The following is a 15,815-nucleotide window of genomic DNA, read 5'->3' as shown; positions in this document are numbered from 1 at the left end:
ATTTTTGTTAATCATTACAGGCTTTACTCAAATTCATACTTACCCCTCATCAATGGCCAATCTTTTGTTGTGCCTCTTCGAGTTGAAAAGAGATAAGTATTTAACCTGTTTTTTTTATAGTTTACTTACTGTTAAGCCTAGTCTTCCCCATAAAAAATGCCATGTCTGTGCTAAGAGACTCCTTTTCACAAATTCACTTATTCTCTATGGATTTCTAAAACACAAATTAAACGTTAGTAGTGCATTGATTTATATGCAAATAAACTCACAGCGATGTTACATCTCTTTAATCCTATAAAGATATACAGGAATAAAGTAGATAAATCATGAGCGAATATAAGACATTGCTTGAGGCAAACGATGTGATAGCAATAAAGCAGAGAGTAGTCCCAAACTTGAGACAATGTTCAGCACAAAGCGGATGAAAAACCATTTATTAAGCGTATATTTCGCCAATTTCATATATACCCATCAACATATTAAGGTGCTATGGAGGAACAATAGTCATGACTTATCATTGGATATACACATATCAAAAGGAATACGTTTTAGGACAAAACAATAGATACAAAAAAGCCGCCCGAGTTTAACTCGGGCGGCTTTTAGAAGATCATGTACCGCAATATTGTGTTTATCTGTAAAACGAGATTGCCACGTTCAACATGCCTCGCTAACTATTTTATTTTGTTAAGCGATTTGCAGTCCAAACATAAAGCAGCTCAAGTGCGATAGTTGCGCCAGCTAGAGCGGTAATTTCGCTTTGGTCATAGGCAGGAGACACTTCTACAACGTCCATACCAACCATGTTAATACCCTGTAAGCCACGAATGATTTTGAGTACTTTATCTGAGTTCAAACCACCACACACAGGCGTCCCAGTACCCGGCGCAAAAGCAGGATCCAGACAATCGATATCAAACGTTAGGTAAACTGGCTTATCACCAACAATGCCTTTCACTTGAGCAATGATCTCATCCACGCTCATGTCATTCGCTTGCATCGCATTGATAACATTAAAGCCATGACCTTCCTGCTTATACTCTGTACGAATACCTATTTGCACAGAATGCTCAGGCGAGATTAACCCTTCATTTGGCGCATGGTAGAACATAGTACCGTGATCGTAACGACTACCCTGACTGTAAGTATCAGTGTGCGCGTCAAAATGAATCAGAGCCATTTCACCGTACTTCTTGCCGTATGCTCTTAGCAAAGGCAATGTAATGAAGTGATCGCCACCTAACCCTAACAGTGTTTTACCGCTGTTTAGAATCGCATCAGCGGCTGCTTCTAGACGCTGAGTTAAGTCTTCTGCATCACCGCAATCAAACACAAGATCGCCAGCATCAATCACCGAGGTGTGTTCAAATACATTGAAGTCCCAAGGAAATTTTTTGCCTTCCCACGCCAAGTTTACAGACGCACGACGAATCGCATCAGGCCCCATACGAGCACCCGGACGACCCGACGTCGCCATATCTAACGGCGCGCCCAACACAACCACATCAGCATCGTTATCAATTGGGTTCTGTACCAATGGACGACGCATAAAAGTCATCGCGTTGGAGTACAGCGAGTAATCTGGTTTGGTAAATAGATCGTTCATTAAAAATCCTCAAGATAGGTGTAACCCATCAAGCCTTGCTCTAACTCTTCAAGTACGCTTTGTTGCTCTTGTGCTGGTACTTTCGCCGTGACCAAATCTTTGTAGTTCTGACGAATCAGATCCGTATCAATGTGAACATAACGCATCATGTCTTCAACCGTATCGCCTTCATTGATGTAGTCGATATTCGCTTGGCCACTTTCATCAACATTCACCACTACACTGTGGGTATCACCAAATAGGTTATGCATATCACCCAAGATCTCTTGGTATGCGCCTACTAAGAAAAAGCCCATCAGGTATGGTTCATCTGGGTTCCATGCAGGAACTGGCAGAGTCGTTTCAATTCCTTGGCCATCAACATACTGGTCAATCGTACCGTCAGAATCACAAGTAATATCCAGTACTACAGCGCGTCGCTCGTCCGCATTATCCAAACCACTTAGAGGCAATACAGGGAATACCTGATCGATACCCCACGCATCTGGTAAAGATTGGAACAGCGAGAAGTTCACGAAGAACTTGTCGGCTAAACGCTCGCTCAACTCATCCAAAATAGGACGGTGATAACGGTTCTTAGTACTCATACGAGAACTAAGTTCATAGTTAATACGCAAAGACATCTGCTCTGCCCAAGCACGGTGCTGAAGATTCAGCATACCTGTGGCAAATTGATTGTGCGCTTCTGCGATATCACTCTGCGTGTCGTTGTAGATCTCGATCAACGCTCGGTCATCATTACCCGCATCTAGCTCTAAGAAATTCTTCCACATGTTGTTTAGCAACATTGGTGCGTCAACTTCAGGCGCAGCCATATCTTCCGGAGAATAGCTTTCTGTACCGATCACGTTAGTAACAAGCACAGCGTGATGCGCAGTCAACGAACGACCAGATTCAGAAATGATCACGGGTTGTGGCTGATTGTAGAGCTTACAAATATCCCCTACTGTCATTACGATATTTCGAGCGTACTCAAGCAAGCCGTAGTTCATTGAGTTTGAAGACTGGCTACGTGTGCCGTCGTAATCAACCGCCAAACCACCACCAACATCTAAGTACTTCAATTGAGCACCGATATCGCGCAGTTCACAGTAGAAACGAGCCGCTTCGCTCACACCATTTCGCACATCACGAATATTGGCCATTTGTGAACCAAGATGGAAATGCACTAACTCTAGAACATCGAGTTGATCTTCTGCTTTTAAACGTTCAATAACAGTCAGCACTTGTGATGCAGACAAACCGAACTTCGACTTCTCACCACCACTTGCTTGCCATTTACCTGCGCCTTGAGAAGCAAGACGAATACGTAAACCTAAACGAGGTTTCACGCCAAGCGCTTTCGCTTCAGAAAGAACAAGATCAAGCTCAGATAGCTTCTCTAGAACGATAAATACTTTATGACCCAGCTTTTCGCCAATAAGAGCAAGACGGATGTATTCTCTGTCTTTGTAACCGTTACACACGATCACCGAGCTCGCTTTTTGAGCCAGTGCCAATACCGCTAATAATTCAGGCTTGCTGCCCGCCTCTAGGCCTAGCTGCTTTTGCTCTAATTGAGCTTGGCTCGCTAAGATCTCATCAACCACTTCTTTTTGTTGGTTAACTTTAATCGGGTAAACAAGCAAGTAACGGTTGTCATACTGATATTCATCGATCGCTTGGTTAAATGCGTTACAGATATTGTGCACACGTTGATGCACTATTTGAGGAAAACGCACAAGAGCAGGCAAACCAATATTTCTCTGCTCTAACTGTTTTACGATCTGACTTAGCGGAACTTGATGATCGGTTTCGCTCGGTGATACATACACCTCGCCATTATCATCAATTCCATAAAAACCTTGGCTCCAGTGCTTTACATTATACTCAGCACGGATGCGTTCCAAATTAACCGAATTTTCCAATTCTAGAGACCTCACACTATAGGGCCATCGACAGAAGATACCTCATTGGAATAGCGAGGTATAACCCAACAAAAAACGTTCGAAAACGATTTGTTGGCTGCATTAACCGATATTATTAAGAGTGAGTCCAACCATTGATATTTGTGGTTACGATTACGTTTTTTTATCGTCGACCCGACTTAAAGTGACAGGTAAGGTATTACAAGGTTTTAGGCCAAAAAACAGGCTGAAGCGCATTAGATTTAAAGCACTTTCTAACAAAGAATCAGGTGAATAAAATACCAAAGACACATAAAATTCTTAGCTAATCTGGTCAAGTTAAGTCAGGGTTGTGACAAATATGCGCACTTCCCAATCTGAACTCTCGCTATCACAAACACAACTTGTATCCCGTGATTCGATACCTATAAACACTTCGTTCTTCCAACTAAAACTCGCTCACTTCAATGTTGTAGCCGCTCAATTATTGAACTTTTCTCGTGCATATCTTGTATTCGATTCGATCTTCTTGTAAATTCAACCGACCAATCGGTCAGCTTTCGAATTTAGGGGATACTATGAGCCATAATCTAGACCTTGAACCAAACACGTCGAGCATCAACGACATGGATCAAATGTTCAACCGACAAAAAGATCACTACCGCTGTAATGTTAATCCAACGCTTGAGCAGAGAAGAAAAAACCTCTCAGAATTAAAAGCGTTGCTAATGCGCTATCAAGAGCAGTTGATTGAGGCAGTATCTGAAGATTATGGCCATCGAGCAAAACACGACAGCTTGATTGCTGATATCACCCCTTCTCTTCACCAGATCAATTACAGCCTGAAGAACCTTAAGAAATGGTTGAAGCCATCTCGCAGAAAAGCAGGCTTAATGCTGACACCCGCGAAGATCACCGTTCATTATCAACCAGTGGGTGTTGTCGGTATCATTGTTCCTTGGAACTTCCCGGTGATGCTCTCTTTAGGGCCCCTCATCACTGCGTTGGCGGCAGGTAATACTGCAATGCTCAAGATGTCTGAGTTCACTCCAGCGACAAACCGAGTTTTGAAAGCGATGTTGGCTGAAGGATTTAACGAAGATCAGGTTGCGATTATCGAAGGTGAAGCTGACGTTTCCGCGAAATTTAGCCAACTCCCGTTTGACCATATTCTATTCACAGGGTCGACCTCTGTGGGTAAGCACGTAATGAGAGCAGCAGCCAACAACTTAACGCCAGTCACTTTGGAATTGGGTGGCAAGTCTCCAACGATTATTGCTCCGGACTTTGATGTCGCTGACGCCGTTGAACGCATCCTGTTTGCAAAAAGCTTGAACGCTGGCCAGATTTGCGTGGCGCCCGATTACATCTTATTACCACGAGAAAAAGTCGACGCGTTCATCACAGCTTATAAGCTGTACTTCAAAAAGCTGTATAAAGCAGGCATTGAGAGCAAAGACTTAACTTCAGTGATCGATATGCGTCAATACAATCGTTTGAAGGGGGTGATTACAGATGCTCAATCTAAAGGCGCAGTTGTTCACACTGTCACCGAGCAAGCACAAGACGATGTGAACCACAGAATGACGCCACACCTTCTAACCGAAGTGAACGACGACATGCTCGCAATGCAAGAAGAGTTGTTTGGCCCCGTACTGCCTATCGTTCCTTATGATTCTATTGAAGAAGCGATCAGCTACATCACAACAAGAGAACGTCCGCTTGCTTTGTACCTGATGAGTCATGATAAGCAGACTCAAGATCTAATCTTATCGAGCACGCACTCTGGCGGCGTGTGTATTAATGATTCTTTGGTGCATGTGGCTGCAGAAGACGCGCCGTTCGGTGGTATAGGCCCTTCAGGCATGGGACACTACCATGGCATTGAAGGCTTTAAGACCTTTAGTCATGCTAAAACCGTTCTAAGTAGAGGTAAAATTAACTTCACCAAGTTAATGCACCCTCCTTACAACAACCCAATTAAAAAGATTCTGTTCAAAGTACTCAATAGATGATCACTAAAAGACAAAAAATCCTAGATGCTGCACTCCTGCTTTTTTCTCAGCAAGGGCTAGAGGGCACATCTACAGGACAAATAGCGAAAACAGCAGGCGTCGCAAAAGCGACACTGTTTCATCACTTTGAGAACAAGTCTCTACTGATTGATGAACTGTTTCGTGAACTGAAAATAGAGCTATTTTCTACCCTTGACCAGCACACAGAAATCGCTGAACAAGATCGCTACCAAGCCTTTAAGTTCATGTGGATTACAGGGCTTGAATGGGCTTTAAAAAATCCAGTTGCGATGAAGTTTTTCACCAATGTTCATTTCGACCCGACGACTCAAACTCGAGAAGTGATTGTTTCAAAGATGTTCGCATCGTTAGACGAGATCATTTTGAAAGGACAAGAAACTGGTGAGCTGATGGTGTTAGACATCAACCTTGTTAGGCACTTCATCCACAGCCACTTTTTGATTTGTGCAAACTGGTTGATTGAGCAGAATGAGTTACCACCAGAGCAGTCAGCCAAGTACATCAGCGATAGCTTTGACATGTGCTGGCGAGCTGTCGGCGGACGAAACCTGTAATTTTCAAATTCTTTGAAGCTCTTGCTTTAAAAGAACACTCTAAAGCTCCTCATGGTTATATCTATATATAAGCATGAGGCGCTTTAATTATTTGGATACATTTTAATCACATCACCATATTGACTTTAAGCAGTCTCTTTCAGTAACATCCCACCATCATTTCAAAAGAGAATAACGCCATAATGAAGTACTAACATCCTGACATCCGATTTATTTTTATAAAAATCATTTGGACACTCGGGGTTAGTGGGCGTTACTTCGTCATCTATTTTCGCGACAAATCAAGTTCTTAAAGATCCGTCTTTTGACAACATGTATCTTGCAGAACTGTACCTCAAAGACAGAAATTATCTCAGCGCAGCTTTCTATCTTTGATTGGTCATCTACCTAAGTAACGTCTTGGCGATCTATTCTTAGACTCCCATGTTGGTGTCTATGTAGAAAAGCGCCTCACCCCTTTTACTCGTTTACACGTAAAGGGAGGTATTTTTATGCCTACTATATTAGCCAACAATCTCTCATTCCAACTCGATACTGGTGAGTGGTTATTCAAAGACATCACCTTTAATCTGAACACGCGCCTTACAGGTCTAGTTGGAAGAAATGGAGCTGGGAAGTCACTACTGCTTTCGTTACTGGTCGGGCAAACACAACCCACATCAGGCAGTGTTTCCAGACAAGGCTCGATCGGCTTTTACTCCCAGTTGCCTTCAAAGCTATTGGATAGCACAACCAGCATTGCTGACTTCTTGGGGATCACCGAAAAGTTAGACGCATTACATGCCATAGAACAAGGCAGCTGCGAACTTCAGCACTTCAATATCGTTGGCGAGGATTGGGATTTACAAGCGAACACAAAGCAACTTTTAGCCACATTGAAAATAACCAGTGGGTTAACCACACCGTGCCATACATTGAGTGGCGGGCAGCTATCCCTACTGCAGCTTCATCGCTTATTCGTATCAAACTACGACGTACTGATTCTCGACGAACCGACAAACCATTTGGATAGCGACGGGCGTAATTGGTTACTAGAACAGTGCCAGTTGTTTGAAGGCAAGGTACTTGTCGTCAGCCATGATCGAAGCTTATTGATACACATGGAAGGGATCTATCATCTCAACAGTTTGGGATTACGTTTCTACAAAGGGAATTACGATGATTACTTCACGCAAATGTCGAGTCAAAGTGAAGCACTGGACAAGCAGATAACGCATCATCAATCGGAAAAGAAACGACTCGAGCGCCAAGCTCAGATTAACAAGGAAAAGCTCAACAACGTGAGGCTCAAGGTAACCGACTCCGAAAATCGGGTAGCCAACCCAAGATATTATTGGATGCAATGAAAGATAAAGCAGGGCGAACCCAAGGTGCATCGGCAACAAGCCACAAGAACTTAAAGGATCAAAACCAACATAAACTTCAATCTCTTCAAGAACAACAAGAACAACTGAAGCCGCAAGCGTTGTACCTACAACAAGCGAATCGTTCTAAAAAACAGTCACTATTAACCGTTGAAGAGTGTCGCCTAAGTTTTGGTTCTGGTGCTCCTATTAGCTTCTCTCTATCACAAGGAGAACGATGTTATCTAACTGGGGCTAATGGGTGCGGAAAATCGACACTGTTAAAAGCCATTCACGGCCAACACTCGAACTATATCGGGCCCATTAAGCGCTTAGGAGCGACCGTATACTTGGATCAACACTTTGGCCTGTTAGACACCAACGACACCATGTTCGATAGTTTGATGACACACAGCTTTGGGTTAACAGAAAGTGACGCTCGAACCTTGTTGGCAGGGATTGGGTTCAGACGAGAGTCTGTATACCGAAAAGTGGCACATTTAAGTGGTAGTGAAAAAATGAAACTGGCGATGTTGATCGTTAGCCACAAGCAAGACTCCCCGCTTCTATTACTCGATGAGCCAGACAACCACCTAGACATCGACTCAAAGCAAATATTGGCGTCCGCTTTACGTGAATACCAAGGCGCATTTATCTTGGTGAGTCATGACAGCGACTTTGTTGAGGAGGTCGGCGTCAGCCAAAACCATATACGACTTTAACCTTTGTAAAATCGTTCACTTAGTTTAGTTAAGCGAGCATCGTTCCGGTGCTCGCCTTTCTTGATTGAGACAAGTAAACTACGCGCCTCGAACATCTATTCATAAGGCTAAGGTTTGCATACTCTAGAACAATTAAAATCAGGGCAACTAAACGGTATTAAGCGCTTACAACTGTCAGAAGGTCTCACCGAATTTCCACTAGAGATCTTAGATCTCGCTGATTCTCTTGAGATCCTAGACCTTTCAGGCAATCAGCTGTCAGATCTACCAGAAGAGTTATCACAGCTGACTAACCTGCGTATTATCTTCGCGTCGAATAACCTGTTCACGCACCTGCCTGATGTTCTGGGGTTACTTCCTAAGCTTGAAATGGTTGGCTTCAAAACCAACCAAATCAAAACCGTTAGCGAGCAGTCTCTACCGATTCAACTACGTTGGTTAATCCTGACCGACAATGAGATCGAGGTTCTGCCTAGCTCGCTAGGTGAAAGACCACGACTACAGAAACTGGCATTAGCAGGCAACAAGATTCGCGTTTTGCCAGAAAGCATGGAAAACCTATCAAACCTTGAGCTGGTTCGTCTGTCTGCAAACCAACTGACTGAATTCCCAGAGTTCCTTATCAAGCTACCAAAACTGGCTTGGTTAGCGTTTGCGGGTAACCCGTTTTGCAAACACCCAAGCAGCTTAGATAGCGTGCCTGCCGTAAGCTCACAATGCTACTCACTGAATCAAGTTCTTGGGCAAGGTGCGTCTGGGGTAATTTCTCATGCTAACTGGTTAAACGGCGACTTTGATTTCCCAAAAGAAGTGGCGGTTAAAGTATTCAAAGGCGAAGTGACCAGTGACGGTTACCCACACGATGAACTTGAAGCGTGTCTTCAAGCTGGTCATCATAGCAACCTAGTGAAGTCTATCGCTCAAGTTGATGAAGAGAACTACCTAGCATTGGTGATGGAGCTTATCCCGAGCAACTTCTACAACCTAGGTTTGCCCCCTACTCTTGAAAGCTGCACTCGTGATACATTCAACGAAGGCTTTAAGCTTTCAATTGCTCAGATCAATAGCATTACCGAACAGATGATTGATGTGTTTGAACACCTTCATGCCAACAAAGTTTGTCATGGTGATCTATACGCACACAACACTTTGGTTAACGAGCAAGGTCAGATGATCTTTGGTGACTTCGGAGCAGCAACTATCTACGGTTATCTGACTGAAGAGCAGCAACAAGGCATTCGACAAATCGAAGCGCGTGCACTGAAGTACTTTATTGAAGACCTATTGACGGTATGTACAAAGCAAGACCAAGACAGCAAGCTTTATACTCGATTGGCGAACTTCGAAGCTTAATGGCTTAACTTAATAGCGCGTTGATTAGAAGTACTCAGTCGAATTGAAAACAACAAAGCCAACATCACTGTTGGCTTTTTATTTGCTCATAAAACGAATCAGCGTTTAGCTTTCAACTTGAACAAGCTTCAAGTACGAATGTAGCTCACCGTTCTTATACTCAACCGCAGAATGGATATTAAGGTCTTTACACGCGACAACATCAAACTGGTAACGATTGTCACCTTTATTGATTTCGACTTGCAGCAGCCCGCTTTTAAGCAACCAATGACCTTGGGTTTCAAATCGGTCAAACAAACGATATTCCGTTAGACTACCATCAGAATGAAAGTGAACCTCGGTAATGTACCCTGCTGGGCAACTTTTTACCCAAGTCCGCCCTAAGACATCTTCTTCAACAAAGTTTCTTTTGCTCTCGCACCACTTTAAATAATCGGCACTCTCGCTCAGTTCACTATCAAGGTCATTCTTAGACAGTAACGTTTGCTCTTGCTGTTCACGACAATAAAGCTGAAGCAGTGTCTGCTGGTTATTACTCATTAATCGCCACCCCTAGCTAGTCAATCTAATCCAATCAGGCTTAAGCTACCAACTCATAAGAGACAACATACAGTTCAGAGATCCCTGGGTAGATATCTTGAATCACATCCTTGAGGACATCTAGCGTCATGTTCTCTTGCTGAGCATGGAATTCACCTAAGTCATCAAACAAGATTGGTTCTACGCTAATGATCTTAAGATTACAGAATACACGTCCCTGCTCTAGCGTTGATACTTCTACAACACTGCCCGGCTGGTAATCGCGCTCAGATTCATCGCGAATAGTAATCGTCTTCTTGCCAGAAAGGATGTCAGTTTCAAAACGTTCGAAGAACGTCATAGTAGTCGGTGCGGTCATTTATCTCGGTCGCTTAACATTTAAAGGTTAGGTAAATGTTTATATACCAGAATGCTTGTTCAAGCGAATAAAAATTAGATGCGAGAGAATGCGGCAAAGCCAAATAGCAGGCAATAAAAAAGGAGAACCGAAGTTCTCCTTTTATTAAACCTTTAAGCTAACTCTAAATTATAGAGATGCTTTCGCTTTTTCAACTAGAACAGCAAATGCTGCTTTGTCGAATACTGCGATGTCAGCAAGAATCTTACGGTCGATCTCGATAGATGCTTTCTTAAGGCCATTGATGAAACGGCTGTAAGATAGACCATTTTGACGAGATGCCGCGTTGATACGTGCAATCCAAAGTTGACGGAATTGACGTTTCTTGTTGCGACGGTCACGGTAAGCGTATTGACCAGCTTTGGTAACTGCTTGGAAAGCTACGCGGTAAACACGTGAACGTGCTCCGTAGTAACCTTTAGCTTGTTTTAGAACTTTCTTATGACGTGCACGAGCTTGTACACCACGTTTTACGCGAGGCATTATGCTTCTCCTAAACTAAACGAATTTATAAACTAAAAAGAATTAAGCGTATGGCATCATACGTAGAACTTGAGCAACTTCACATTTAGGAAGGATCGAGTTCGGACGTAGCTGACGCTTGTTCTTAGTAGTACGCTTAGTCAGGATGTGACGTTTACCAGCGTGCTTAAACTTAATACCACCAGCAGTTTTCTGGAAACGCTTAGCAGCACCTTTGTTGGTTTTCATCTTAGGCATGATGAATAACTCCGCATTGTTGAGTTGTTAATAACATAGTAATTAGGGCGAATAAAACCCCGCAACCTGAGGCTGCAGGGTTTAATTACTTGCAAAGCCGTTAATTACTTCTTTTTAGGGGCCAACACCATGATCATCTGGCGACCTTCAATTCTCGTTGGGAAAGATTCGACAACTGCAAATTCTTCAGTATCTACTTTCAAACGATTAAGAACGTCAACACCGATTTCTTGGTGAGCCATTTCGCGGCCACGGAAGCGAATTGTTACCTTCACTTTGTTGCCGTCTTCAAGGAAACCAGTCAGGTTGCGTAGTTTTACCTGATAGTCTCCAATATCAGTTCCAGGTCGGAATTTAATTTCCTTGATCTGAACCTGCTTTTGCTTTTTCTTCTGCTCTTTCGCAGCTTTGCTCTTCTCGAAGAGGAACTTACCGTAGTCCATCACACGACAAACTGGCGGCTCGGCGTTAGGGCTGATCTCTACAAGATCCATACCAGCTTCATTTGCAGCTTCCATCGCTTCAGCGATTGTTACTACACCAACAGCTTCGCCGTCTGCGCCAGTTAGACGCACTTCACGAACGCCACGAATGTCACCGTTTAAACGGTGCTGGTTTTGTTTGGCCGGTTGTTGGCCACGTCTTCCGCCTTTAATAGCTATTCCTCCAGATTGAGCTTACGGCTTGAAACCTCGGCTTGGATGTATGAAATAAAGTCATCCACTTTAAATTTGCCAAGGTCCTTACCTTTACGTGTACGTACTGCAATTTCGCCGGCTTCCATTTCTTGGTCACCACACACAAGCATGAACGGTACACGTTTCAAAGTATGTTCGCGGATTTTAAAGCCAATCTTCTCATTTCTCAAGTCTGCTTTGACTCTAAATCCACTTTTTTGCAGTTTTTTCGTAATTTCTTGTACATATTCAGACTGTTTGTCTGTAATGCCCATTACAACTGCTTGTTCTGGCGCCAACCACGTTGGGAAGAAGCCAGCGTATTCTTCAATAAGAATACCAATGAAGCGTTCTAGTGAACCTAAAATCGCGCGGTGGATCATAACTGGCGTGTGACGCTCGTTATCTTCACCTACGTAAGTAGCACCTAAACGTTCTGGTAATGCAAAATCGAGCTGCACTGTACCACATTGCCAAGCGCGGTCCAAACAATCATGCAAAGTAAATTCAATCTTAGGTCCGTAGAACGCACCCTCGCCTTCTTGAATCTCGTATGCAATGTCCATTGCCTCTAGCGCTTGCTTAAGGTCAGCCTCTGCACGGTCCCACATTTCGTCTGAACCTACACGCTGTTCTGGACGAGTAGATAGCTTAACAACGATGCTTTCGAAGCCGAAAGTTGTGTAAGTATCGTAAACCATTTCAATACAAGCTTTAACTTCTTGTTGAACTTGGTCTTCAGTACAGAATACGTGAGCATCATCTTGAGTGAAGCCACGAACACGCATAATGCCGTGAAGTGCGCCAGACGGCTCGTTACGGTGACATGAGCCGAACTCAGCCATACGTAGCGGTAGATCACGGTAAGATTTCAAACCTTGGTTGAAGATTTGAACGTGACCAGGACAGTTCATTGGCTTGATAGCGTATTCACGGTTCTCTGAAGAAGTAGTGAACATCGCTTCAGCGTACTTATCCCAGTGACCAGAGCGTTCCCAAAGAACACGGTCCATCATTAATGGGCCTTTAACTTCTTGGTAATCGTACTCAGTCAGTTTTTGACGAATAAATACTTCTAGCTCACGGAAGATAGTCCAACCGTTGTGGTGCCAGAACACCATGCCTGGTGCTTCTTGCTGCATGTGGAATAGGTCAAGCGCTTTACCGATTTTACGGTGGTCACGTTTAGCCGCTTCTTCTAGGCGCACAAGGTGAGCTTTAAGTGCCTTCTTGTCGTGGAATGCAGTGCCGTAGATACGTTGAAGCATCTTGTTGTCACTGTTACCACGCCAGTATGCACCCGCTACGTTAAGTAGAGTGAAGTGCTGGCAGAAGCTCATGTTAGGCACGTGTGGACCACGACACATATCGATGTATTCTTCGTGATGGTACAGGCCTGGACGATCGTCTTTAGAAACGTTCTCGTCCAAGATTTCAATCTTGTAAGTCTCGCCGCGAGCTTCGAATGCGTCGCGCGCTTCCTGCCAGCTAACTTTCTTCTTAACAACCTGGTACTTGGTCTTCGCTAGCTCTTTCATGCGCTTTTCGATCTTTTCTAGATCTTCTTGCGTTAGAGAGTGCTCAAGGTCGATATCGTAGTAGAAACCGTTATCAATAGTAGGACCGATCGCCATTTTCGCTTCTGGAAAAAGCTGCTTAATCGCGTGACCTAAAAGGTGAGCACAAGAGTGACGAACGATCTCAAGGCCATCAACTTCATCTTTAGCTGTGATGATTTCTAGGCTTGCATCGTTTTCGATAAGATCACAAGCATCAACACGCTCGCCATCTACACGACCAGCAATGGTTGCTTTCGCAAGACCAGGACCGATTGATAGGGCAACATCTAGAGTTGATACAGGGTTGTCAAATTGACGCTGACTACCGTCAGGAAGAGTAATAATTGGCATTATTTGTCCTTTACAGTGGTGTTGCACACCAAGCAACACATGAAAATGTTTAATATATGTTTTTCAACCAACAAGTATGTTGATCGGAGATATATGCATAATAAAGATACCCACATAGAAGCAAATACAGATGCCCCATTTGTGAGTAGCCGAACATTGTAACGAAATTATATGAAATGACAATGTTAGTCCCACAGCGCCACAAAAACTACATAACTTAAATGTCTCTTCTATACAGGGCCTTCTAACACCCTAAGCTAACGTTCAATGATTGATTCTTTGTCTTTATTTACAAACAAAAAAGCCGAACGGTTAAGCTCGGCTTTAGAAGTTGTATTGTCTTATCTCTATTAATCGACAGAGCGACTACTAACAGAGAGTTAACTACGCACTCATGATTCTTGATACAGCGTTGCGAATGTCTGAGTCGGCTGCGTTAGCTGGCAAGCTGAATGAGATATATTGGTCGCCACGGAAGCTCATTGAGCGGTCGATTTCTGCTAGGCAGTGAACCATAGAGCCATCGACGATGAATGACAGCTCGATCTCTTTATTATTCATAAAACCTCCGCTGCGAAATTCAATCTCTTGATAACAACCGGAGCGAGAAGCAAAGCTGTTGCCTTTTAAGAAGCCCTTCTCTACATCCGCTTTCACCATTGCCATACCCGATGCTTCCACACCTTGGATAATTTTAGCGACTGTTGGCAGTGGATGAACGGAGATAAAGTCACGGTCTTTAGGATCAATCGCGAAGCCGATATCTAGGTTGGTTTCAACCCACACATGGCATTGGTTCATTTGTGCGTTCAACGCGGTAACTGGCGTTTCATCATTTAACTTAAGACGGAATGGCACCAATTTGGTTTCACCCGGTTGGATCACGAAAGGCTCTACGGCTTGAATACGACCCAGTGAAAAAGTTTCGTAGCTGGTGCTGTCTTCCGTTTCGACTTTTACTTCTGTGTTGAGAACCAAGTTAATCAGGTCGATTTGTTGCTCAACGTCACCACCAACAATGTGAACATTGCCAGACAACTCTCCACCTTGGAAAACTTCAATATTATCTAAGACGGTATCAACCTTTGCTGCACCGATGCCCAACGAGGCCTTTAATTTCTTAAACATATTATTTCCCTTTCTAATTATCTGATTTACGAATAGTTATTGCGTGACAATTTGCGACACTTGCCTCACAGAATCAAGCAATTTGCCCCATCTATGTTGAATAAGGTCACATTGCCCGAGGAAATGTTGAAATCGTGAAAAATTCCGTTACTCTATTTGTATAGTCAAATAAGGTTTCATTATGTCGAAAGCGCCGCTCTACCTTCAGATAAAACAGTTCATAGATGACAAGATCAACAGTGGTCACTGGCCAGTGGGTTACCAGATAACCACAGAACTCGAACTTACCGAGCAGTTCAATGTGAGTCGAATGACGGTCAATAAAGCGATTCGAGATTTGGTGTCTGAAGGCAAGCTCATCAGGAAACCAAGACTGGGGACTTTTGTTTGTGAACCAGACGAAAAAGCGCAATCTCCGTTGCTTGATATCAACAACATCGCGCAAGAGATCAAAGACCGAGGCCAAACGTATACTAGCCAAGTTATCAAGCACGATAGTATCAAGGCTGATGAAAGCACGGCTACACGGTTAGGTGTGATGATTAACGCAGAAGTGTTCTATAGTGAAATCATACACTTTGCCGACAACGCACCGATTCAATTGGAAGCGCGCTGGGTGAACTCTCAAGCCGCTCCAAAATACCTAGAGCAAGACTTTTCAACCTCTACCCCCAATGAATACCTTTCAAAAAGCTGCCCGTTGAGTGCTATCGAGCATACGGTTGAAGCCATTATTCCTGACTCTCAAATTAGAACGTCACTAAAACTTTCTGAATCAGAGCCTTGCCTGCTTTTGAATAGAAGAACATGGAGCAAAGAACGGCTCATCAGCTTTGCATTGCTCTACCATCCCGGTTCTAAGTACAAATTAAGCTCCAAGATACTTCTAGATTAAAGAACATCATCCTGATCGCCGATCACATTTTTGCAACATCAACTTGAT

At 43.5% G+C, this 15,815-nt stretch carries 13 protein-coding genes and 1 pseudogene; 5 read left to right on the top strand and 9 right to left on the bottom strand.

All coding sequences use genetic code 11. The annotated features are described in order from the left end of the window. Positions 1-679: 679 nt before the first annotated feature. Together speB and speA are read right to left on the bottom strand one after the other, a co-directional pair. Positions 680-1,606, bottom strand: a complete 927-nt coding sequence (gene speB / locus AB4180_RS10670) for an agmatinase (RefSeq protein ID WP_009846513.1) — start codon at positions 1,604-1,606, stop codon at positions 680-682. Continuing rightward, positions 1,606-3,513: an arginine decarboxylase gene (gene speA / locus AB4180_RS10665; protein ID WP_061021896.1), complete on the bottom strand. Its 1,908-nt coding sequence runs from the start codon at positions 3,511-3,513 to the stop codon at positions 1,606-1,608. Before speA ends, speB begins: the two co-directional genes overlap by 1 nt. Positions 3,514-4,070: 557 nt before the next feature. On the opposite strand from speA, the gene AB4180_RS10660 reads away from it, so the two are divergent. The 4 genes and pseudogenes from AB4180_RS10660 to AB4180_RS10645 all read left to right on the top strand — a co-directional run bounded on the left by AB4180_RS10660 (position 4,071) and on the right by AB4180_RS10645 (position 9,500). Beyond that, positions 4,071-5,507 carry a coniferyl aldehyde dehydrogenase gene (locus AB4180_RS10660; RefSeq protein WP_102249880.1) on the top strand — a complete coding sequence of 479 codons (1,437 nt, stop codon included), beginning with the start codon at positions 4,071-4,073 and terminating at the stop codon, positions 5,505-5,507. Then, on the top strand, positions 5,504-6,082 hold the full coding sequence (locus AB4180_RS10655) for a TetR/AcrR family transcriptional regulator (RefSeq protein WP_012603732.1): 579 nt from the start codon (positions 5,504-5,506) through the stop codon (positions 6,080-6,082). Before AB4180_RS10660 ends, AB4180_RS10655 begins: the two co-directional genes overlap by 4 nt. 491 nt (positions 6,083-6,573) lie before the next feature. Next, positions 6,574-8,147: pseudogene (locus AB4180_RS10650) on the top strand (ABC-F family ATP-binding cassette domain-containing protein). Between the two features lie 114 nt (positions 8,148-8,261). Further along, the gene (locus tag AB4180_RS10645; RefSeq protein WP_102249881.1) at positions 8,262-9,500 is read left to right on the top strand and encodes a leucine-rich repeat-containing protein kinase family protein; all 1,239 of its coding nucleotides are present in this window, start codon (positions 8,262-8,264) and stop codon (positions 9,498-9,500) included. A 105-nt stretch (positions 9,501-9,605) separates the two neighbouring features. Here the strand turns inward: AB4180_RS10645 and AB4180_RS10640 are convergent, their stop codons facing one another. The 7 genes from AB4180_RS10640 to AB4180_RS10610 all read right to left on the bottom strand — a co-directional run bounded on the left by AB4180_RS10640 (position 9,606) and on the right by AB4180_RS10610 (position 14,872). Continuing rightward, the gene (locus AB4180_RS10640) at positions 9,606-10,040 is read right to left on the bottom strand and encodes a hypothetical protein (RefSeq protein ID WP_017100130.1); all 435 of its coding nucleotides are present in this window, start codon (positions 10,038-10,040) and stop codon (positions 9,606-9,608) included. Positions 10,041-10,080: 40 nt separating this feature from the next. Further along, positions 10,081-10,398 carry a N(4)-acetylcytidine aminohydrolase gene (gene yqfB, locus AB4180_RS10635; RefSeq protein ID WP_102249882.1) on the bottom strand — a complete coding sequence of 106 codons (318 nt, stop codon included), beginning with the start codon at positions 10,396-10,398 and terminating at the stop codon, positions 10,081-10,083. Between the two features lie 168 nt (positions 10,399-10,566). After that, positions 10,567-10,920, bottom strand: coding sequence for a 50S ribosomal protein L20 (rplT, locus tag AB4180_RS10630; protein ID WP_004733517.1), 354 nt, complete (start codon positions 10,918-10,920; stop codon positions 10,567-10,569). A gap of 42 nt (positions 10,921-10,962) precedes the next feature. After that, positions 10,963-11,157 carry a 50S ribosomal protein L35 gene (gene rpmI / locus AB4180_RS10625; RefSeq protein ID WP_004738430.1) on the bottom strand — a complete coding sequence of 65 codons (195 nt, stop codon included), beginning with the start codon at positions 11,155-11,157 and terminating at the stop codon, positions 10,963-10,965. Positions 11,158-11,261: 104 nt separating this feature from the next. After that, on the bottom strand, positions 11,262-11,813 hold the full coding sequence (gene infC / locus AB4180_RS10620; protein ID WP_077680304.1) for a translation initiation factor IF-3: 552 nt from the start codon (positions 11,811-11,813) through the stop codon (positions 11,262-11,264). Between the two features lie 2 nt (positions 11,814-11,815). Beyond that, positions 11,816-13,744, bottom strand: coding sequence for a threonine--tRNA ligase (gene thrS / locus AB4180_RS10615; protein ID WP_102249883.1), 1,929 nt, complete (start codon positions 13,742-13,744; stop codon positions 11,816-11,818). Positions 13,745-14,128: 384 nt separating this feature from the next. Continuing rightward, positions 14,129-14,872 carry a sporulation protein gene (locus tag AB4180_RS10610; RefSeq protein ID WP_017063601.1) on the bottom strand — a complete coding sequence of 248 codons (744 nt, stop codon included), beginning with the start codon at positions 14,870-14,872 and terminating at the stop codon, positions 14,129-14,131. A 181-nt stretch (positions 14,873-15,053) separates the two neighbouring features. Between AB4180_RS10610 and hutC the strand changes: the two genes are divergently transcribed. Further along, positions 15,054-15,767 carry a histidine utilization repressor gene (gene hutC, locus AB4180_RS10605; protein ID WP_017099838.1) on the top strand — a complete coding sequence of 238 codons (714 nt, stop codon included), beginning with the start codon at positions 15,054-15,056 and terminating at the stop codon, positions 15,765-15,767. The last annotated feature ends 48 nt before the right edge of the window (positions 15,768-15,815 follow it).

Origin of the sequence: Vibrio sp. 10N.286.49.C3 (assembly GCF_041469545.1) — a bacterium.
GTDB classification, from domain to species: domain Bacteria; phylum Pseudomonadota; class Gammaproteobacteria; order Enterobacterales; family Vibrionaceae; genus Vibrio; species Vibrio tasmaniensis_A.
The sequence above is the reverse complement of the archived record's forward strand: the minus strand, read 5'-3'. Positions and strand labels throughout refer to the sequence as shown.

Coding starts and splice junctions, on each gene's coding strand:
- speB (WP_009846513.1), bottom strand. CDS start 1,606: ATGAACGATCTATTTACCAAACCAGATTACTCGCTGTACTCCAACGCG.
- AB4180_RS10660 (WP_102249880.1), top strand. CDS start 4,071: ATGAGCCATAATCTAGACCTTGAACCAAACACGTCGAGCATCAACGAC.
- AB4180_RS10655 (WP_012603732.1), top strand. CDS start 5,504: ATGATCACTAAAAGACAAAAAATCCTAGATGCTGCACTCCTGCTTTTT.
- AB4180_RS10640 (WP_017100130.1), bottom strand. CDS start 10,040: ATGAGTAATAACCAGCAGACACTGCTTCAGCTTTATTGTCGTGAACAG.
- yqfB (WP_102249882.1), bottom strand. CDS start 10,398: ATGACCGCACCGACTACTATGACGTTCTTCGAACGTTTTGAAACTGAC.
- rplT (WP_004733517.1), bottom strand. CDS start 10,920: ATGCCTCGCGTAAAACGTGGTGTACAAGCTCGTGCACGTCATAAGAAA.
- rpmI (WP_004738430.1), bottom strand. CDS start 11,157: ATGCCTAAGATGAAAACCAACAAAGGTGCTGCTAAGCGTTTCCAGAAA.
- thrS (WP_102249883.1), bottom strand. CDS start 13,744: ATGCCAATTATTACTCTTCCTGACGGTAGTCAGCGTCAATTTGACAAC.
- AB4180_RS10610 (WP_017063601.1), bottom strand. CDS start 14,872: ATGTTTAAGAAATTAAAGGCCTCGTTGGGCATCGGTGCAGCAAAGGTT.
- hutC (WP_017099838.1), top strand. CDS start 15,054: ATGTCGAAAGCGCCGCTCTACCTTCAGATAAAACAGTTCATAGATGAC.